20 protein-coding genes are annotated in these 19001 nt (G+C 60.8%); 14 read left to right on the top strand and 6 right to left on the bottom strand.

Annotated elements, in window-relative coordinates:
- Positions 1 to 194 precede the first annotated feature (194 nt).
- From A8B82_RS03680 to A8B82_RS03650, 7 genes are all read left to right on the top strand, one after another.
- Entirely contained in the window at positions 195 to 1931 is a 1737-nt protein-coding gene (locus tag A8B82_RS03680) for a type I secretion system permease/ATPase (RefSeq protein WP_067288311.1), read from the top strand.
- Positions 1928 to 3238: an HlyD family type I secretion periplasmic adaptor subunit gene (locus A8B82_RS03675; RefSeq protein WP_067288309.1), complete on the top strand. Its 1311-nt coding sequence runs from the start codon at positions 1928 to 1930 to the stop codon at positions 3236 to 3238. Before A8B82_RS03680 ends, A8B82_RS03675 begins: the two co-directional genes overlap by 4 nt.
- A gap of 70 nt (positions 3239 to 3308) precedes the next feature.
- Positions 3309 to 3767 carry a RidA family protein gene (locus A8B82_RS03670; RefSeq protein ID WP_067288307.1) on the top strand — a complete coding sequence of 153 codons (459 nt, stop codon included), beginning with the start codon at positions 3309 to 3311 and terminating at the stop codon, positions 3765 to 3767.
- The gene (locus A8B82_RS03665; protein ID WP_067288305.1) at positions 3764 to 4525 is read left to right on the top strand and encodes a glycerophosphodiester phosphodiesterase family protein; all 762 of its coding nucleotides are present in this window, start codon (positions 3764 to 3766) and stop codon (positions 4523 to 4525) included. The genes A8B82_RS03670 and A8B82_RS03665 overlap by 4 nt, the downstream gene beginning before the upstream one ends.
- Positions 4526 to 4571: 46 nt before the next feature.
- The gene (locus tag A8B82_RS03660) at positions 4572 to 5759 is read left to right on the top strand and encodes a GNAT family N-acetyltransferase (RefSeq protein WP_067288302.1); all 1188 of its coding nucleotides are present in this window, start codon (positions 4572 to 4574) and stop codon (positions 5757 to 5759) included.
- Positions 5756 to 6064 (top strand): 4a-hydroxytetrahydrobiopterin dehydratase, encoded by a 309-nt coding sequence (locus A8B82_RS03655; RefSeq protein WP_067288300.1) that lies wholly within the window; start codon positions 5756 to 5758, stop codon positions 6062 to 6064. The genes A8B82_RS03660 and A8B82_RS03655 overlap by 4 nt, the downstream gene beginning before the upstream one ends.
- Complete coding sequence (locus A8B82_RS03650; RefSeq protein ID WP_067288298.1) at positions 6064 to 6918, top strand: mechanosensitive ion channel family protein; 855 nt, start codon at positions 6064 to 6066, stop codon at positions 6916 to 6918. The genes A8B82_RS03655 and A8B82_RS03650 overlap by 1 nt, the downstream gene beginning before the upstream one ends.
- Positions 6919 to 6980: 62 nt before the next feature.
- Here the strand turns inward: A8B82_RS03650 and A8B82_RS03645 are convergent, their stop codons facing one another.
- The gene (locus A8B82_RS03645; protein ID WP_067288295.1) at positions 6981 to 7469 is read right to left on the bottom strand and encodes a peroxiredoxin; all 489 of its coding nucleotides are present in this window, start codon (positions 7467 to 7469) and stop codon (positions 6981 to 6983) included.
- Positions 7470 to 7559: 90 nt separating this feature from the next.
- On the opposite strand from A8B82_RS03645, the gene A8B82_RS03640 reads away from it, so the two are divergent.
- On the top strand, positions 7560 to 8768 hold the full coding sequence (locus A8B82_RS03640) for an NAD(P)/FAD-dependent oxidoreductase (protein WP_067288294.1): 1209 nt from the start codon (positions 7560 to 7562) through the stop codon (positions 8766 to 8768).
- On the top strand, positions 8765 to 9319 hold the full coding sequence (rsmD, locus tag A8B82_RS03635) for a 16S rRNA (guanine(966)-N(2))-methyltransferase RsmD (protein ID WP_067288293.1): 555 nt from the start codon (positions 8765 to 8767) through the stop codon (positions 9317 to 9319). The genes A8B82_RS03640 and rsmD overlap by 4 nt, the downstream gene beginning before the upstream one ends.
- 2 nt (positions 9320 to 9321) lie before the next feature.
- Here rsmD and A8B82_RS03630 read toward each other — a convergent pair whose 3' ends face one another.
- Entirely contained in the window at positions 9322 to 10530 is a 1209-nt protein-coding gene (locus tag A8B82_RS03630; RefSeq protein WP_138069655.1) for an aminotransferase-like domain-containing protein, read from the bottom strand.
- 367 nt (positions 10531 to 10897) lie between these two features.
- Here A8B82_RS03630 and A8B82_RS03620 point away from each other — a divergent pair.
- A protein-coding gene (locus tag A8B82_RS03620) for an IS3 family transposase (RefSeq protein ID WP_138069654.1) occupies positions 10898 to 12051 on the top strand; the annotation gives its coding sequence in 2 pieces (ribosomal slippage) (positions 10898 to 11147 and positions 11147 to 12051; 1155 coding nt in all).
- 242 nt (positions 12052 to 12293) lie between these two features.
- Here A8B82_RS03620 and map read toward each other — a convergent pair.
- Complete coding sequence (gene map / locus A8B82_RS03610) at positions 12294 to 13109, bottom strand: type I methionyl aminopeptidase (protein WP_235604610.1); 816 nt, start codon at positions 13107 to 13109, stop codon at positions 12294 to 12296.
- A 41-nt stretch (positions 13110 to 13150) separates the two neighbouring features.
- Positions 13151 to 13864 (bottom strand): DNA/RNA nuclease SfsA, encoded by a 714-nt coding sequence (sfsA, locus tag A8B82_RS03605; protein ID WP_067288280.1) that lies wholly within the window; start codon positions 13862 to 13864, stop codon positions 13151 to 13153.
- A gap of 46 nt (positions 13865 to 13910) precedes the next feature.
- Here sfsA and A8B82_RS03600 point away from each other — a divergent pair, with 46 nt between their 5' ends.
- The 4 genes from A8B82_RS03600 to A8B82_RS03585 are packed head-to-tail and all read left to right on the top strand — an operon-like array spanning position 13911 to position 16850.
- On the top strand, positions 13911 to 14630 hold the full coding sequence (locus A8B82_RS03600; protein WP_067288278.1) for a competence/damage-inducible protein A: 720 nt from the start codon (positions 13911 to 13913) through the stop codon (positions 14628 to 14630).
- A complete protein-coding gene (locus tag A8B82_RS03595) occupies positions 14627 to 15346 on the top strand; it encodes a GNAT family N-acetyltransferase (protein ID WP_067288275.1) in 720 nt (239 codons plus the stop codon). Before A8B82_RS03600 ends, A8B82_RS03595 begins: the two co-directional genes overlap by 4 nt.
- A gap of 11 nt (positions 15347 to 15357) precedes the next feature.
- Positions 15358 to 15927 carry a peroxidase-related enzyme gene (locus tag A8B82_RS03590; RefSeq protein ID WP_067288274.1) on the top strand — a complete coding sequence of 190 codons (570 nt, stop codon included), beginning with the start codon at positions 15358 to 15360 and terminating at the stop codon, positions 15925 to 15927.
- On the top strand, positions 15924 to 16850 hold the full coding sequence (locus A8B82_RS03585; protein ID WP_067288272.1) for an OmpA family protein: 927 nt from the start codon (positions 15924 to 15926) through the stop codon (positions 16848 to 16850). The genes A8B82_RS03590 and A8B82_RS03585 overlap by 4 nt, the downstream gene beginning before the upstream one ends.
- An 87-nt stretch (positions 16851 to 16937) precedes the next feature.
- On the opposite strand, the gene A8B82_RS03580 is transcribed toward A8B82_RS03585, so the two are convergent.
- Both A8B82_RS03580 and A8B82_RS03575 read right to left on the bottom strand, forming a co-directional pair.
- A complete protein-coding gene (locus A8B82_RS03580) occupies positions 16938 to 17843 on the bottom strand; it encodes a LysR family transcriptional regulator (RefSeq protein WP_067288269.1) in 906 nt (301 codons plus the stop codon).
- A 146-nt stretch (positions 17844 to 17989) separates the two neighbouring features.
- Positions 17990 to 18931, bottom strand: a complete 942-nt coding sequence (locus tag A8B82_RS03575) for a zinc transporter ZntB (RefSeq protein WP_067288268.1) — start codon at positions 18929 to 18931, stop codon at positions 17990 to 17992.
- Between the last annotated feature and the right edge of the window lie 70 nt (positions 18932 to 19001).

Raw genomic sequence — 19001 nt, 5'->3', positions numbered from 1 at the left:
TCGGAACGGCGCGCAGGATGTGAACGGGCCACAGTTGCCGGACTTGCTGATTCTTGGAATGGAAATTCCCTGTTAAACTGGCTATGCCATTACTGATCGGGCCTTTTGGGGCATAGTTGGGTCGACGCGCAGCTTTCGTCGCTGTCTGACCCGACACCGGAGATTTTAGACGGCCTTTGGGCGGGAAGGCGCAAATGCGTGATGAAGTAACTCAACGTGGCCTTGCGGAACTACGCTCTGTGCGCAAGCGCAGTCGCGCGCTTTTCTGGACGGTGGCGCTGTTCAGCCTGTTTGCTAACCTGCTTATGCTGACAGGCCCGATGTACATGTTGCAGGTCTACGACCGTGTTCTAGGCTCCGGCTCCGAGGAGACGCTGATCGCCCTGTCGATCCTGGTTGTGTTCCTCTACGGGGTGATGGGCGTGTTGGACCACACGCGGGGCCGTATCATGGCGCGTGTCGGGGCGCGGTTTCAGGATGCACTGGACCGGCGCGTCTTTGATGCGGTTGTGCGGAAATCGGCCATCGCGCCGGATACCCGGACCAATGCCAACCTGGCCGACCTCGAATCGGTGCAGCGTCTGCTGACCTCGCCGGTGTTGATGGCGTTCTTCGACATGCCTTGGACGCCGATCTTTTTCGCGGCGATCTTTATTTTCCACCCGATGTTGGGCTGGCTGGCTGTCTGCGGCGCTGCGGTCTTGATCGCGATTACATTTGCCAACCAGATCCTGTCCCGCAATTCGCAGGCAAAGGCGGGGATGGCAGGTCAGACCGCAGGCGCCATTGCGGACCAGATCAGGACAGAGGCGGAAATGGTGCAGGCCATGGGCATGCGCGACGCGGCCTTTGACCGCTGGCAGAAAGCCCGTGGCGAGGCGCTGGAAAGCCAGATCAGGGCGACGGATGTAGGTGGCACCTTTTCATCAATGACCAAGACGCTGCGCCTGTTCCTGCAGTCGGCGATGCTGGGGCTGGGTGCCTACCTAGTCTTGCAAGGCGAATTGACGCCGGGGGCGATGATCGCAGGGTCCATCCTGCTGGGTCGCGCGCTCGCGCCGGTGGAAATGGCGCTGAACCAGTGGCCCATCGTGCAGCGCGGCCGCGAAGGTTGGCAGAGCCTCGCGACGTTGCTGGGGGCCGTGGCACCCGAACTGCCGCGCACTGCGCTTCCGAAACCGGCGGCGAAACTGGTCGCCAAGAACCTGACCGTTGTCCCGCCGGGCGAAAGACAAGCCTCGCTCAAGTCCATCAACTTCAATGTCGAGCCGGGGCAGGCCGTTGGGGTGATCGGCCCGTCGGGCGCTGGCAAGACCACATTGGCCCGGACCTTGACCGGTGTCTGGCCGCCTGCCGGCGGATATGTGCGGCTCGACGGGGCGGCGCTGGACCATTACGGTGCCGAGGTGCTGGGCCAGCATATCGGCTACCTGCCGCAGCGGGTGCAGTTGTTCGATGGCACGATCGCGGAAAACATCGCACGCCTGTCGTCACAGCCCGACGATGCAAAGGTCGTCGAAGCGGCCAAGAAAGCGGCGGCGCATGAGATGATCCTCGAACTGCCCAAAGGGTATGACACACATGTCAGCGCCGGGCAGGTGCGCTTGTCAGGCGGTCAGATGCAACGGATCGGACTGGCCCGCGCGCTATACGACAATCCGGTGATCCTGGTGCTGGACGAACCGAATTCCAACCTCGACAATGTCGGCTCGCAGGCGCTGAATCACGCGATCCGGTCGATGAAAGCCGATGGTCGGTCTGTGCTGATCATGGCGCACCGCCCGGCGGCGATCCAGGAATGCGACACCCTGCTGGTGCTGGATGGCGGCATGCGCATGGCCTTTGGGCCCAAGGATGAGGTATTGGCAGGCATGGTCAAGAACGCCAAGGCGATCCAGTCGGCCCCTGCCGATGCAGGAGGCGTCACATGACCCCGCAACCGACGAGAAGGTGGTCTGCAACCAAGCCTGTTGTCATCGGGCTGCTGGGCCTTCTGGTGCTGGTCGGTGGGTTTGGCACCTGGGCGATGATGAGCCAGATTGCCGGCGCGGTGGTCGCATCGGGTCGCATCGAAGTGGAACGGAACCGGCAGATCGTGCAGCATGAAAATGGCGGTGTCGTTGCCGAGATCCGCGTCGTTGAGGGCGATACCGTTGTCGCAGGGGACATACTGTTGCAGTTGGACGGCCAGCAGATCGGCTCGCAATTGGCCATCGTCGAAGGGCAATTGTACGAACTGATGGCCCGCCGTGGCCGTTTCGAGGCCGAGCGCGACGAAGCCGAAGAAATTACGTATGACGAGGAACTGATTGCAACCGGCGCAAGCGACCCCGAAATCGCGGAACTGATGGAAGGCCAGCAGAACCTATTCGTCGCCCGCCGCGCCTCTGTCGCGCGGGAAATTGAGCAATTGGGCAAGCGGCGCAACCAGATCGGCGCTCAGATCAACGGCGTAACGGCGCAGGAAGACGCACTTGCCCAACAGCTTGGGCTGATCGAACAGGAACTGGCGAACCAGCAGTCCCTGTTGGATAAGGGATTGGCGCAAGCCTCCACCGTGCTGAACCTGCAAAGGGAAAAGGCCAGGTTGACCGGGCAGATCGGTGAACTTGCGGCCAGCCGGGCACAGTCCGAGGAACGGATTACCGAGATCGAGATCGAAATCCTGAAACTGGGCACCGCAGGTCGGGAAGAGGCGATCACACGTCTGCGCGATCTGCGCTACCGGGAGCTTGAACTGGTCGAGCAACGCCGCGCCTTGCTGAACGAGATCGAGCGCCTGTCGATCCGTGCACCCGTCTCCGGCATCATCTACGGGCTTCAGGTGCAAACGCCCCGCTCGGTCGTGCGGGCGGCGGAACCGCTGATGTTCCTGGTGCCGCAGGACAGGCCACTGGTGATTGCTGCGCGGGTTCTGCCGATCCACATCGACCAGATCGTTGTTGGCCAGCAGGTCAACCTGCGCATGTCGGCGCTGGACCAGCGCACGACGCCCGAGCTGGTGGGCCAGGTCATGCAGATTTCGGCCGATGCGATTGAGGACGACGCCACGGGACAATCCTACTTCCGTGCGGAAATCGCGCTGAACCCCGGTGAGATGGAAAAGCTGCCGGGTGGGACGATCCTGTTACCCGGCATGCCGGTGGAAGCATTTATCCGCACGGGCGAACGGTCCCCCATGGCCTATCTTGTGAAACCTGTTGCCGACTATTTCGCCCGCGCGTTCCGCGAAAGTTGATCGCGGGGCTTTCAGATTCCGCGCTGCGGCGCTAGTTTCTGCGTAAGCAATATTCGCGAAAGGACTTTCCATGAGTTTTGCAGACCGGTTGTCTGAACTGGGCGTTACCTTGCCCGATGCGCCTGCCCCGGCGGCCAACTATGTGCCTTACGTGCAGGTTGGAAACATCCTTTACGTCTCGGGCCAGATTTCCAACGGGCCGGACGGTTTCATCCTGGGGAAGCTGGGGGCTGACATGGCGGTTGAACAGGGGGCCGATGCGGCAAAATCCTGTGCAATCAGCCTGCTTGCACAGGTCAAGGCGGCTTGCGGCGGCGATATCGAGCGGTTGGTCCGGGTTATCAAACTGACCGGTTTCGTCAATTCCACCGCAGATTTCACTGATCAACCCAAGGTCATCAACGGCGCGTCCGACTTTCTGGTTGCAGCGCTGGGGGATGCGGGGCGGCATGCCCGTTCTGCCGTTTCGGCCCCTTCGCTGCCGTTGGGTGTCGCGGTCGAGATCGAAGGCATATTCGAGATCAAATGACCCTGTCGCGCGCATTCCACGCCATTCCGCTGGCCCACAGGGGCCTGCACGATGTGAACGCCGGGCGGCCTGAAAACAGCCGGGCCGCTATCCGCGCGGCCATCGCGGCAGGCTACGGAATCGAGATTGACTTGCAGCTCAGTGCTGATCATGCGGCGATGGTCTTTCACGACTATGCCCTGGAACGCCTGACGGCGGCGACCGGCGCGGTGCGGTTGCGCAAGGCTGACGAACTGGCACAGACCCAGTTGAAAGGCGGTGACGAGGGGATACCGCGCTTGCCAGAAGTCCTTGATCTGGTGGCGGGGCAAGTGCCCCTGCTGATCGAACTGAAGGATCAGGATGGCGGTATGGGCCCCGACATCGGTCCATTGGAAGCGGCGGTTGCCGCTGGGCTTGCTGGGTATGTCGGCCCAGTTGCAGTGATGTCCTTCAATCCGCATTCCGTGGCTCGCATCGCTGAATTGCTGCCCGACGTGCCCCGTGGCATCGTGACCAGCGCCTATCGGTATGAAGACTGGCCTCTGCCGCGTGCGACTTGCGATGCGCTGCGCGAAGTGCCGGATTTCGACCGGGTCGGCGCGTCCTTCATCAGCCACGAAGTTGACGATCTGGCGCGCCCCCGCGTGGTGGAAATCAAGGCGAGCGGTGCGATGGTCTGCTGCTGGACGGTACGCGATGCGGCGCAGGAGGCATGGGCGCGCAAGGTCGCGGATAATATCACCTTTGAAGGCTATATGCCGGCCATTCCCGCTTGAACCGGCGCGCGCCCGGACCAGATAAAGGGCAGGCAGGACAATTGGCATGAGCGCAAACGAGATTGAAATCAGGGTGGTTCCCCACCTGTCCGAGATTGGGCAGGCCGATTGGGATGCCTGTGCCTGCCCCGAGGCCAGCGATGGCAGTGCGCCATACGACCCCTTTACGACCTACCGTTTCCTATGCGCGCTGGAGGAAAGCGGCAGTGTTGGCACCGGCACGGGGTGGCAGCCCCAGTACCTGGCGGCCTCTGTAGCCGGACAGGTCATCGCGGTCGCACCGCTTTATGCGAAATCCCATTCGCAGGGCGAATACATTTTTGACCACAATTGGGCCCATGCCTATGAGCAGGCGGGCGGCCGGTATTACCCCAAGCTTCAGATCGCGGTGCCCCATACCCCCGCAACGGGCCGTCGGTTTCTGACCCGGCCGGGGTTCGAGGAGACAGGGCTGGCGGCATTGGTCCAGGGGGCGATTCAACTCACAGGCAACAATGGCCTGTCTTCCTTGCATGTGACCTTTTGCACTGGCGAAGAGGCTGCCAGGGCCGAGAATTTGGGCATGATGCTGCGCAAGTCACAGCAATTCCACTGGCGCAACGAGGGATATGCGGACTTTGATGGCTTTCTCGCGGGTCTCAACTCGCGCAAGCGCAAGAACCTGCGCAAGGAACGCGCGCAGGCGCAGGGGTTCGGGGGCACGATCCAGACCTTCGCCGGTGACGACCTGCGCCCCGAACACTGGGATGCTTTCTGGCAATTCTATCAGGACACGGGCGCGCGCAAATGGGGCACGCCCTACCTGACGCGCCGGTTCTTTGATATTGCTCAGGAAACCCTGCGCGACGACATGGCGCTGGTGCTGGCGGAGCGTGAGGGAAGATGGGTCGCGGGGGCGCTGAACTTTGTCGGGCGGCAGGCGCTCTACGGGCGTTATTGGGGGTGTATCGAACACCATCCCTGCCTGCATTTCGAACTGTGCTATTATCAGGCAATGGACATTGCCATCGCGCGCGGTCTGAAAACCGTCGAGGCAGGCGCGCAGGGCGAACACAAGCTGGCGCGCGGCTATCTGCCGACCCCGACCTGGTCCTTGCACTGGATGCGCGACGCGGGTTTCGCCCGCGCGGTAGAGGACTATCTACAGCACGAGCGCGAAGCCGTGGATCATGAAATTGAGGTTCTGACCGAATACGGGCCTTTCAAACAAGTTCAGATAGAGGAACAGCAATGACCGAGAAACTGAGTGCAGAGACACGCCGCACCGTGTTGCAGCCCTTGTTCGACAGTGGTTGGGAAATGACCGATGGCCGCGATGCCATCCACAAGACATTCGTTTTCCAGAACTTCGTCGAGGCATTTGGCTGGATGACACGGGTGGCCATCTGGGCCGAAAAGTGGGATCACCACCCCGAGTGGGAAAATGTGTACAAGACAGTGAATGTGACGCTGACAACCCATGACGTGGACGGCCTGACGACGCTGGATGCGAAACTGGCCCGCAAGATGGACGGATTGTACGGCACCGAGAAAGACTGATGGATAAAGAGTTGAATAATTTTCTGAGTACCGAGATTTGGAATGGCAAATCGCTTGCCGATCTCTTGACGCTGGAGTTTCTGGCGAGCACGGCAGGCTCCATCCTGGGCGCGATTACCATTCTGCTGGTGGGCTGGATGGTCTCCAGTTGGCTCCAGCGCCGGGTCCAGAACCTGGGCAAGCGGAACCGCCACCTGGACGAAATGCTGTTCGACTTTCTGGCGTCCATCGTGCGCTATGTGGTGCTGGGTTTCACGGTTCTCTTCGTCCTCAACACGTTCGGGGTGCAGACCACTTCGGTTGTGGCTCTCGTTGGTGCCGCCGGTCTGGCGATTGGCCTCGCATTGCAGGGCACGTTGTCCAACGTCGCCGCCGGTGTCATGCTGATCCTGTTTCGCCCGATCAAGATCGGTGACTTTGTCGAGGTCGCCGGCAAGATGGGGACGGTCAAGCAGATCAATCTGAACTTCACCGAACTTGCCGACCTGACGAATGTGCATGTCATCGTGCCGAATTCAGAAGTCTGGGGCAATGTGATCGACAATTACTCGGTCAACCCGACCCGACGCGCTGAATGGACGTTCTGCGTGGGTTATGGTGCGAATCTCAAGGATGCGGAAACCATCATTCGCGACACCATCATGGCGGATGCACGGGCAAAGCCCGAACCGGCCCCTTTCGTTCAGGTCACGAACCTGGGCGACAGTTCTGTCGATTTCCTGGTGCGGGTCTGGTGCGATGCCGGCGATTACTTTGGCTTCAAGGCCGACATGACCCGTCAGGTCAAAGAGGCGCTGGACGCCGGGGGCGTCGATATTCCGTTCCCGACACGGACATTGTACCAGGCAAGCTGAACAGCCATTGCGGGAAAAGAAAGGGCCGGGCCTCTCAGTCAGAGGTCCGGCCCTTTTGGTGTTTACATGCTGGCCAGCAGGCTCTCGCCGCCAGACACGTCGCAGACACCGGAGTTTTCTTCGGGCTGGAACAGCGTGACCTTGCCGTCTTCGACCAGCATCGCATAGCGTTTGGAGCGCGCGACCAGCCCGGCAGGCGGCGCGTCGAAATCCATGCCGATGGCCTTGGTGAATTCCGACGAAGCATCGGCCAGCATGGTGATCCCGGCTTCGGTCGCGCCGGTCGCCTCACCCCAGGCTTTCATCACAAAGGGGTCATTGCAGGAAATGCAGATGATCTCATCCACGCCCTTGGCGTCAAACTGGTCCTTGGTGCGCACAAAGCTGGGCACATGGGCGGAGTGGCATGTGGGTGTGAAGGCACCCGGTACGGCAAAAACCACCACCTTGCGGCCCGCGACCTTGTCGGCCATCTTCACCGGTGCCGGCCCTTCCGCACCCATCTGTACAAGGGTCGCGTCGGGCAGAGTGTCACCTGTTGAAATTGTCATTCGCTGGGCCTTTCCTGTGATTGTGTTTATTCCTCGCAACCATATAGGTTCCCCCAATCGGTGTGACCAGAATAATCGGAAGGAAAGTCTATGGGACATGTGATCGTTGTGGGGGCCGGGCAGGCCGGGTCGTCTTGCGTTGCCAAGCTGCGCAATGGCGGGTTCGATGGTGACGTGACCCTGATCGGCGCGGAGCCGGTGCCGCCCTATCAGCGTCCCCCGCTCAGCAAGGCCTACCTGATGGGCGACATGTCCCTTGAGCGTCTTTTCCTGCGGCCCGAGGCGTTCTATGCCGACAACGGCATTGCGCTGCGCATGCAGTCCGAGGTTGAAAGCCTGGATACCGCCACGCGCACCCTGTCAGTGTCCGGCGAAACGCTGTCCTATGACGAGCTGGTTCTGACCACAGGCTCGACCCCCAACAGGTTGCCCGATGCGATCGGGGGAAATCTGGAAGGCGTATTCGTTGTGCGCGATCTGGCGGATGTGGACGCGATGGCCCCCCGGTTCACAAAGGGCGCAAAGGTGCTGATCGTCGGTGGCGGCTATATCGGGCTGGAGGCGGCATCGGTCGCGGCCAAACTGGGGCTTGAGGTGGTTCTGGTGGAAATGGCTGACCGGATATTGCAGCGGGTGGCGGCACCTGAAACATCCGATTTCTTTCGCGGCCTGCATCGCGGGCATGGTGTGGACATCCGCGAAGGTGTCGGGCTGGACAGGTTGACAGGCACGGGTGCCGTGACCGGTGCGCGGCTGACCGACGGAACCGAGATTGCGGCGGATTTTGTGATCGTTGGCGTGGGCATCCGGCCAGGCACGGCGCTGGCGGAGGCTGCGGGCATCGACGTCGAGAATGGCATCAAGGTCGATGCGCAGGGGCGCACCTCTGCCCCGCATGTCTGGGCGGCGGGCGATTGCACGTCGTTCCCGTATCGCGGCGGGCGCATCCGGCTCGAATCTGTCCCGAACGCGATCGACCAGGCGGAAGTGGTGGCACAGAACATCATGGGTGCGGGCAAGGACTATGTTGCCAAACCCTGGTTCTGGTCTGACCAATATGACGTAAAGCTTCAGATTGCGGGTCTGAACACGGGGTATGACCGGGTGGTGACCCGGCGTGTGGACGCGGATTCGGTCGGGTTCTGGTATTACCGGGGGGATGAGTTGGTCGCGGTGGATGCGATGAATGATCCGCGCGGCTACATGGTGGGCAAACGCCTGATCGAAGGGGGGAAATCGCCTGATCCGGCGGTGATTGCCGACCCTGCGACCGACCTGAAGGCCTTGCTGAAAGGGTGAGGATCATCGCGGGCAGATTTCGGGGCACTGCCCTGGCCGCGTTGGGCAAGGGGGATGCGGGGGCGCATCTGCGACCAACCTCTGACCGGGTGCGTGAGAGCCTGTTTTCCATGCTGACCCACCGCGATGTGATTCACGGGGCGCGTGTGTTGGACCTGTTTGCAGGGACCGGCGCGCTGGGGTTTGAGGTGCTGTCGCGCGGCGCGCGGGAGGTTTGTTTTGTCGAGAATGGTCGCGTGGGCCAGCGGTTGATTTCCGAGAACGTCCAGAAGCTCAGGGTGGCGGACGAGGTGAAGCTGATGCGCAACGACGCGACGCGGCTGGGTGCCTGGCCCGGTGCGCCGTTCGATCTTGTGTTTCTTGACCCGCCCTATGGCAAGGGGATGGGGGAAAAGGCTCTGGCTGCCGCGCATGGGGGCGGATGGCTGGCGGCAGATGCCACCATCGTCTGGGAGGAAAACGCACCGATGATGGCCCCGGACGGCTTTGCCCCAATAGACAGTCGCCGGTTCGGGGACAGCCATGTGACGCTCTTGCGCCACATGGGGTGATATCAGGCGGCGCGGATCGCCGCCGCCAGCCTTTTGATGCCTTCGTTGATCTTGGCGTCATCTTCCAGTGAGAAACTCAGCCGCAGGGTGTTCGCCCCGGACCTGTCGGCAAAGAAGGCCTGACCAGGGACAAAGGCCACGCGCTGCGTTTCCAGGGAGACACGCAGCAAGTCGGCCCCATCCATGTGCTTCGGCAGCGTGATCCAGACGAACATGCCGCCCTCCGGTCTGGTCCATGTCACGCCCTCGGGCATATGGGTTTCAAGCGCCGCCAGCATCGCATCACGCCGTGCGGCATAGGTCTGGCGCAGCTTGGCGGTGTGATCGGCAAAGACACTGCGCGCGACTGTATTGATCGCCATCTGGTTGATGGTCGAGGAATGCAGGTCAGCCGCTTGTTTCATCAGCACAAGTCGGCTGATGACATCTGTCGCGCCGCAAACCCAGCCGACCCTCAACCCCGGTGCCAGTGACTTGGAAAAACTGCCGCAATAGAGTGTCCGGCAGTTTTCGATGCTGCCCTTGCGCGCAACCTCCAGCGCCAGCATGGGTGGGATCGGTTCTCCATCGTAGCGCAGCACCTGATAGGCGGCGTCTTCGATCACGGCGATGTCCATCTCGTCGGCAAGGTCAAGGATGCCCTGACGCGCGGCCAGGTCCAGCGTTTCACCGGTCGGGTTGGCAAAATCGACGGAAGCATAGGCGAATTTCACCCGTCCTCCCTGCGCGCTGGCCGCTGCGGCATAATCTGAAGCGGCCCGGTTTCCACGCGGGATCAACCGGTCGTAGTGGGGTTCATAGGCATTGAACGCCCCCAGCGCGCCCAGATAGGTCGGCCAACCGATCAAGGCGGTGTCACCGGGCGACAGCATCAGCTTGCCTAGGTAGTCCAGCGCCTGTTGGGAGCCGGATGTGATCAGCACATTGTCGCAGGTACAGGGCACGCCCAGGGCTTCCATCTGCGTGACGATCCAGTCGCGCAGTGGGGCGTATCCTTCGGAGACGGAATATTGCAGGGCGGTGCTGGCGTTTTCAGGGGACAAGGCATCGGCCAGGGCCGATTTGAAGGCCTCGGTCGGAAACAGCGCCGGATCGGGAATGCCGCCCGCGAAAGAGATGATATCGGGCTGGTCCAACAGTTTCAGCAACTCGCGGATTTCGCTGGCCTTCATGCGGTCCATGCGCGACGCGAATATATTGTGCCAATCCATGATGAGTCCCTCCCTTTTGGGGACGTAACCATGAAACCAAATCTACGGCAATAGTTCTTACCTAACTTGAAGGATGAATACCGAACGCCGGGCTGAACCGGACTACATCTGATGTTGCAAAATCAAGGGTGGCGGGATGCCATGCGTCCAGCCCTGCCAATGAAGACATGTCATTTATGACATGTCTTCATTGGTGACCAAATGCTCCCCAGTCAGAATTGGGATCTCAAACATTTGGCTTGGTTCAAAAAGCCGTGCTGTGCAAATGACCCGCTAGCGATCAAACGCTGTGAATGCCCCGTGACCTGCCCCCCGGAAGTTCCCTCAGTCTGATGTAGAGTCTGCCCAACCTGAAGGAGCAGACGAGATGAGGAAAAGCCGTTTCACCGAAGCGCAGATTATCGGGATGATCAAAGAGCAGGAGGCTGGTTTGCCGACGGCGGAGCTGTGCCGGAAGCACGGCCTGAGTCCTGCGACGTTCTACAAGCTGAAGGCCAAGTATGGCGGGATGGATTTGTCCGACGCTAAACGCCTGAAGCAGCTTGAGGACGAGAACGCGAAGCTGAAGCGCCTGGTGGCAGATGTGATGCTGGACAATGTTGTTCTCAAGGATCTTCTGGGAAAGCCCTGACGACGCCGATGCAACGGCGGGACGCAGTGCTGCGGGCGATGCGGGATCATCCGATCTCTCAACGCCGGGTCTGCGTGCTGATCGGTGTCGATCCGAAAACCGTGCGGCGCAAGAGACCGCCCGATAACCCGGAGATCCGTCTGGAAATGAACACGATTGCGCAGAAGCGGCGCCGGTTCGGGTATCGGCGCATTGGCGTCCTGCTGGAGCGCGTGGGCATGATTATGAACGAAAAGAAGCTCTACCGCATCTATCGTGAGGAAGGGCTGTCGGTCCGGCGACGTCGTGGCCGGAAACGGGCGCGAGGCAGCCGCACACCAATGCCAGTGCCGTTGCGCCCGAACCAGCGCTGGTCCTTGGACTTCCTGTCCGACACTTTCGGGGCCTGTCGCAAATTCCGCATCTTGGCGGTCAATGACGATTGCTGCCGCGAAAACCTGTGCCTGGTCCCCGACACCAGCATCTCCGGGGCCAGGGTTGCACGGGAGTTGGATGCGCTGGTTCGGATCCATGGGAAACCCACTTGTATCGTTTCCGACAACGGAACGGAGTTCACCAGCAAAGCGATCCTGAAATGGGCAAACGACAACAAGGTCGAGTGGCATTACATCGATCCCGGCAAGCCACAGCAGAATGGTTACATTGAATCATTCAACGGCAGCTTGCGCGACGAATGCCTCAACGAGGAAATCTTCGACAGCCTGGCCGACGCTCGCCGAACTCTGGCCATCTGGCGCTACGATTACAACAACGTCAGGCCGCATTCATCGCTCGGCAACAAGACCCCCGCAGAAGCGCGCCGAGCGCTTGAGCTACTTGACGGCACCGCGCCCGGCGCGCTTGCCACACCTGAAACCGACGACTATCAAACCCAAGGACTCTCGTTATGACTGAGGGACGACCGGGGGGCAGGTCACCCGCTTTCGTGTTACTTTACCCACATGACAGATTTGCCTCTGACACGCTGGTCCCTTCCGACCCTTCAGACAACGACCGATGGCCGAACCGCGCCTGGCCGCAAACCCGTCGGCTCTGCAGTCTTCATCACCGATGCGATCACACCTGTCGCAGGGGAAACGCTATTGGCACTGCTGTTGAAACGGATGTCGGAAGAGAATGACAAACCCGAAGGTCAGCTGCCGTAGGTCGGATGAAACAGGTTCGACGGGGACAGGGTAAAGATCTCGACCCCATCCTCTGTCACACTGACGGAATGCTCAAACTGCGCGGAAAGGGATTTGTCGCGTGTGACAGCTGTCCAGTCGTCCGACAGGGTTTTCGTCTCTGCCCGGCCCAGATTGACCATGGGTTCGATGGTAAAGAACATGCCGGGTTCAAGGATCGCGCCGGTGCCGGGCCTGCCGTAGTGCAGCACGTTGGGCGGCGCGTGAAAGACGCGGCCCAGCCCGTGACCGCAGAAATCCGTGACCACCGACATGCGCTGCGCCTCTACGAAGGACTGGATCGCATGGCCGATGTCGCCAAAGGTGTTTCCGGGTTTCACAGCCGCGATGCCCCGCATCAGGCTGTCATGCGTCACCTCGATCAGCCGCTCCGCCTTGCGGGGCAGCTTGCCTGCGACATACATGCGCGATGTGTCACCAAACCAGCCATCGACAATCACGGTAACGTCGATGTTCAGGATATCGCCGTCTTTCAGCTTCTTGTCGCCGGGAATGCCGTGGCAAACCACATGGTTTACACTGATGCAGGAGGCGTGCTGATACCCTTTGTACCCGATGGTCGCTGATTTCGCGCCGGCGGCATTGACCTTTTCCTCGATGATGCGGTCAATCTCGCCAGTTGTCTGGCCGACGAATACCTGTTCGGCAATCTCATCCAGGATGGTTGCCGCAAGCCGCCCAGCCGCATGCATTCCGGCAAAATCCGACGGATCGTAGATCCGGATGCCGTCCCTTGTGACGCGGCCACGGTGCTGTTCGTTCACCGGTATCTCCATGATTTCACCATTCTCATTCCAATCGGTATTTAACCCGTGGTGCCACGCAATGCCAGAGGGGCGGCCAAAGTGACGCATTCCGGGCTGATATGGGTGCCGACACACAGCGTTTCCACCCCGGCATTCGTTGCCGCCGCATGGGCAGCGGCATAGGCAGGATCAATATCCGCTGCCATTGTAACATCAGTGCAGTCGGTACGCTGCACCAGATAAAGCAGGACGGCACGATGACCAGCGCGTGCCATTTGCGCAAGTTCGCCCAGGTGCTTGGCACCCCGCGCGGTCACGCTATCGGGAAATTCCGCCAGACCGGGTGTACGGCAAAGCGTGACTGATTTGACCTCGACATAGCAATCGCGGCGTCCTTCACCGGACAACAGGAAGTCGATACGGGACTTTTCGCCGTACTTCACTTCGGCGCGTACAGTGTCATACCCTGCCAGTCCGGCGATCTTGTCGGCTTCCAATGCGGCTTTTACGGCCCGGTTGGGCAGACTGGTATCGACGCCGGTGAAATGACCATTCTCGTGATCGACCAGCCGCCAGCCGAATTTCAGCTTTTTCTTCGGATCGTCATTGGGTTCCAGCCAGACCTTGCTGCCGGGGTCGGCGAGCCCCATCATCGAGCCGGGGTTGGCGCAATGGGCGGTGACCTCGCGCCCGTCCTCCAGCCTGCAATCGGCCAGGAACCTCTTGTAGCGGCGGATCAGCCGGGCAGGGACAAGTTGGGTTTGAAAGCGCATGAGGTGCGGCCTATACCGATCCTGAGAATGCCTCAAGGAGAACCCGATGCCAAACCCTACCGCCGCCATGATTGTCATCGGAGACGAGATATTGTCGGGTCGAACGCGGGACAGCAACATGCACCATCTGGCGGGCAAGCTGGCAGAGGCGGGGATTGACCTGAAAGAAGTGCGCATGATCAGCGATGACCATGACGCAATTGTCAGCGCCGTGCAGGAGGTGTCAGCCCTGTACGATCATGTCTTTACCAGCGGTGGCATTGGCCCGACGCATGATGACATCACCGCCGACGGCATCGCGGCGGCCTTTGGTCAGCGGATCGACGTGCGCGACGATGCCCGCGCCATCCTTGCCGCGCATTATGCCAAATCCGGGACAGAGCTGAACACGGCGCGCCTGCGCATGGCACGTATTCCCGACGGGGCGTCACTGATCGAAAATCCGGTATCTGCCGCGCCGGGTTTCAAGCTTGAAAATGTGCATGTCATGGCGGGGGTGCCCAGCGTATTTCAGGCCATGGTCGAATCCGTCCTGCCCAGCTTGACCGGTGGTGCCCCGCTGATCAGCCGCAGTTTGCGTGTCGAACGGGGCGAGGGCGACATTGCCGAACCGCTGGGCGCTTTGGCCAGGGCCTATCCGATGTTGTCGATGGGATCGTACCCATTCCAGAAAGACGGGAAGTACGGCGCGCATGTCGTGATCCGGGGCAGTGATGCGGCGGCTGTCGACGCAGCACTGGTCGAACTACAGGCAGCCTTTCCATGACACCTGAAATTGCCCGGCTTTACGAGGCCTGCGACCAGACATGGCCTGCCGCACGCCGTTTTGACCAAGGGGCCTGGACGCTGCGAGAGGGGCTGGGCGGCGGCAAGCGTGTTTCTGCGGCGACAGCTCTCGGGCAAGTCGATGCTGCCGACATCGACACTGCCGAAACCGCGATGCGCCGGTTGGAACAGACGCCTTTGTTTATGATCCGCGACGGGGACGCCGCGCTTGACGGGATACTTGAGGCGCGCGGCTATCGGGTTGTCGATCCGGTTGTCATCTACACCCTGCCGATTGAACGGCTGACCGATGTGCCGATCCCCCGCGTCACAGCTTTCAACATCTGGGAGCCGCTGGCCATCATGCACGAAATCTGGGCGCAGGGCGGGGTTGGTCCTGCGCGCATTCAGGTGATGGAACGCGCGCGGGAAAAGACTGCAATCCTCTCCCGCTGGAATGAAAAGCCCGCAGGTGTCGCCTTTGCTGCACTGCATGATGGCATCTGTATGGTTCACGCGGTCGAGGTTCTGGCCCACCAGCGTCGGCAGGGGGTTGCCGGGTGGATGATGCGACGCGCGGCCTTCTGGGCGCAGTCGCGGGGCGCGACGCAAATGGCGGTGCTCTGTGTGGTGCAGAACGCGGGCGCAAATGCGCTTTATCGGGCTATGGGCTTCACCGAGCAAGGGCGCTACCATTATCGTCAATCCCCGGAGTAGAGGAGACTTTCGTGGCCGACACATCCCCAACCGCACTTGACCTGCCCATGGTCCAACCCTTGCCAGAGCAGACGCAGAAATATTTCGATGTCTGCATGGACAAACTGGGGATGATCCCCAATGTACTGCGCGCCTATGCGTTCGACATCGACAAGCTGAACGCCTTTACCGCGATGTATAACGACCTGATGCTGGGCGACAGCGCCCTGACGAAGCTTGAGCGCGAGATGATCGCGGTTGCGGTGTCTTCGGTCAACAAATGCTATTACTGTCTCGTTGCCCATGGGGCCGCTGTGCGACAGCTATCCGGGGATCCGGAACTGGGCGAGGCGCTGGTGATGAATTACAAGGTTGCCAAGATCGACGCGCGGCAGATGGCGATGCTGGACTTTGCCGTCAAGCTGACCCGTGAAAGTGCCGCCGTGGTCGAGGCAGACCGCGAAGCACTGCGCGAACACGGTTTTTCCGACCGGGATATCTTTGACATTGCCAGTGTCGCGGGGTTCTTCAACATGACAAACCGCGTGGCAAGTGGAACGGACATGCGGCCAAATGCCGAATATCACGCGCAGGCGCGATGATCCTCCGCGCGCTGGTTTTGGGCTGTTTTCTGGCCAGCCCGGCGGCGGCGCTGGAATTGTCCTTGCCTGCCGCGGCACGGCTGACGGCGGAACGCAACACCGGACCTGACAGGTATTCCGCCCCGGCGGGCATTTTCCGCAATGGGCAGGTTGTCACGCTTGAGGTCGAAGGTGACGTGCGCCGTGCCGCCTGGCGGTTGAGCCAGCAGGGGCTGACTCCGCTGCAACTGATCCGCCCCCTGCGGCGACAGCTTGTCGATGCGGGATACGAGATTTTGCTGGACTGCGCGGCACCGACCTGCGGCGGATTCGATTTCCGCTTTGCCACGGAAACGCTGCCGGGGCCGAATATGTACGTCAACATCCGGGCGTACCATTTTATCACTGCCGTGCGCCCCTCTGTCACCGCCCCTCAGGAGGTGCTGACGATCCTCGCAAGCACTGCGGCGAACTCGGCCTATATCCAGGTCATACGCGCGGGCGAGGTCAGCGAAGACGAGGTAATGACCGATGCACCGGTGCCCATCTCGCCGACCGCACAGGTCGAGAATGATCTGGGCAATCGGTTGATACAGCAGGGCCATGCCGTGCTGCGGGACCTCGAATTCGAAACCGGCGCTTCCGATCTCAGCGACGGCAGCTACGTGTCGTTGCAAACCCTTGCAGAGGTGCTGGAAGCACGGCCCGACCTGCGCGTAGCGCTTGTCGGACACACGGATTCGGTGGGCGGGCTGGACGGAAATATCGCGCTTAGCCAACGCCGCGCGCAGTCTGTTCGTCGGCGGATGATCGACGGCTACGGAATCGACGGTGCCAGGATGGAGGCCGAAGGCATGGGCTATCTTTCGCCCATTGCAAGCAATCTGGAGGAAACAGGCCGCGAGGAAAACCGCCGGGTCGAGGTGATCGTGCTGGGAGAGTGAGCAGACGGCAAGAAAAAAGCCCCGACACCTGAAAAGCGCCGGGGGGAGTTCACCGAGGGAGGTTGGTGTTCGTAAATCTGTGGCGGTTCACCAGTCGCTGGGGCCCTTGTCGGCAAAGGCATGCACCAGAAAGTCGATAAAGGCGCGGACCTTGGGCTGGGTGAAACGGCCCGGCGGATAGACCGCATAGATGCCTTGCGTCTCAAGCGGCAGATCGGGGATCGCATCTTCGATCAATCCTTTTTCCATCGCATCGGAGTAAAGGAAGCTGGGCAGATAGGCGATGCCAAGCCCCGAGATCGCAGCGTTCAGCAGGGATTGCCCGTCATTGACCGACAACCAGCCCGCCGTGCGCACCTGCCGTTTTTCGCCGGAGGGGGCAGTCAGTTTCCAGACGTTGCCGCTGGACTGGTTGGAATAATGCAGCAGCTTGTGGTCGTTCAGATCGTCGATCTTTTCGGGCCGCCCGTAGGTTTCAAAGTATTTCGGGCTCGCGATCATACGTTTTGTGGTTTCGGTCAGCTTGCGCGCGCGCAGGGTGCTGTCCTCCAGCTCTCCGATGCGCACGGCCATGTCGAAACCTTCGCTGATCAGTTCGACGTACCGGTTGTTGAGGACCATGTTCACAGTGATGTCCGGAAAGTCCTTGAGGAAATCCGACAGTGCCGGTGACAGGTGGTTCACGCCAAAATCGGTGGCCACGGAAATGCGCAACAGGCCGGAAGGCGCGGATTGCATCGAGGTGACAAGCGCATCCGCCTCGCCCGCGTCGTTCAGCACGCGGCGCGCCCGATCATAATAGGCAAGGCCGATTTCCGTGGGCGACACCCGGCGTGTGGTCCGGTTCAGCAGGCGCGCGCCGAGCCTCGCCTCAAGGGACGAAACGTGCTTCGAGACGGCGGATTTGGAAATCCCCATCTTTTTGGCGGCATCGGTAAAGCCCCCCTGATCCACCACGGTGGCGAATGCTTCCATTTCTGTCAGGCGGTCCATACAAGCGTTCCTCGTCATCTTTGTTTCAAGGACCGGGTATGCTGCTCAATTTAGGCAAGATCGCGGCAGGGATGGGACAGTTGCAAGGTCTTTGCCGGGATCGTTGATGGCAGGGAAACGACGGAACAGTCTGTTTCTGCCCTCGATCAGAGCCAGCGAACAAGTTTGAGAATAGCGACCATTACAGCGCCCAGGCCCAGCATTGACAGGCAGAGGATGGCAAAGGCACGAGGCGAATCCACACCCGGCATTCCGCCAACGTTGACCCCGAACAGCCCCGTCAGGAAGCCTAAGGGCAAAAAGATGGCAGCCGCCACTGACAGTACATAACCGTGTCGTGCCTGACGCTGGGCGATATTGCCGTCATGTTCCTCCTGAACGGAAATCAGGCGACCCTGCAATTCGTCCAGTTCTTCGACCGCGATGGCCGCGCGGTTCGCAAGTTCGCGCAATCCCAGGCTGACAGTTTCCGGTATCATCGGCAGATCAAGCGTCGAAAGTTTGCTGAGCGCGGCGCGCTGCGGCTCAAGGTAGCGACGCAGGCGAATGACACTGCGGCGGTTGTCCGGCAGGTCACGGGGCATCGGGGTGTTCTTGTCCTCCAGCGCGATTTCATAGTGGTCTGTGCGTTCGTCGATTGTGGCCACATGCTGATCCACCCGGTCCGTCAGCCCTTCAATCAGGGTCTCAAGGAACGCTGCCGTGCTGCCGGGGGCGTCCTGCGCCTCTGCGCGTTGGCGGATCGCGTCGATGGCAAAGACCTTGTTGCGGCGCACCGTTATCAGGACGTCCTCATCTGCGTAAATGCGCACTGATACCATCTCGTCCGCATCCTGCCCGGCGTTCAGGTTGATACCCCGAAGGTTCAGGATCAATCCGCCCTCGAAACGGTCGCATCTTGGCCGGGTCTTGGGTTGGGTCAGGGCACCGCCCGGTATCATGTGCAAGTGCTCTCTGGTCCAGGTTTCAAGTAACGGATCGGACAGGTCGAAATGCCACCACCGGTAAGCCGCGTCGCCGGTCAGCCTGGTATTCTGCGGCACATTGGTTGTACCGTCCTCGGCAATATCGAAAACACAGATCGGCATTGGCGGCCCCTCGTTACCCAAGGGGAGACTGCACCCGGCGGCCCGTGCCTGCAAGGCATAGTCGTGCCCG

It is taken from the genome of Sulfitobacter sp. EhC04, assembly GCF_001650875.1.
GTDB lineage: Bacteria > Pseudomonadota > Alphaproteobacteria > Rhodobacterales > Rhodobacteraceae > Sulfitobacter.
Note: the sequence above shows the minus strand (reverse complement) of the source record. Positions and strands in the feature narration are given on the sequence as shown.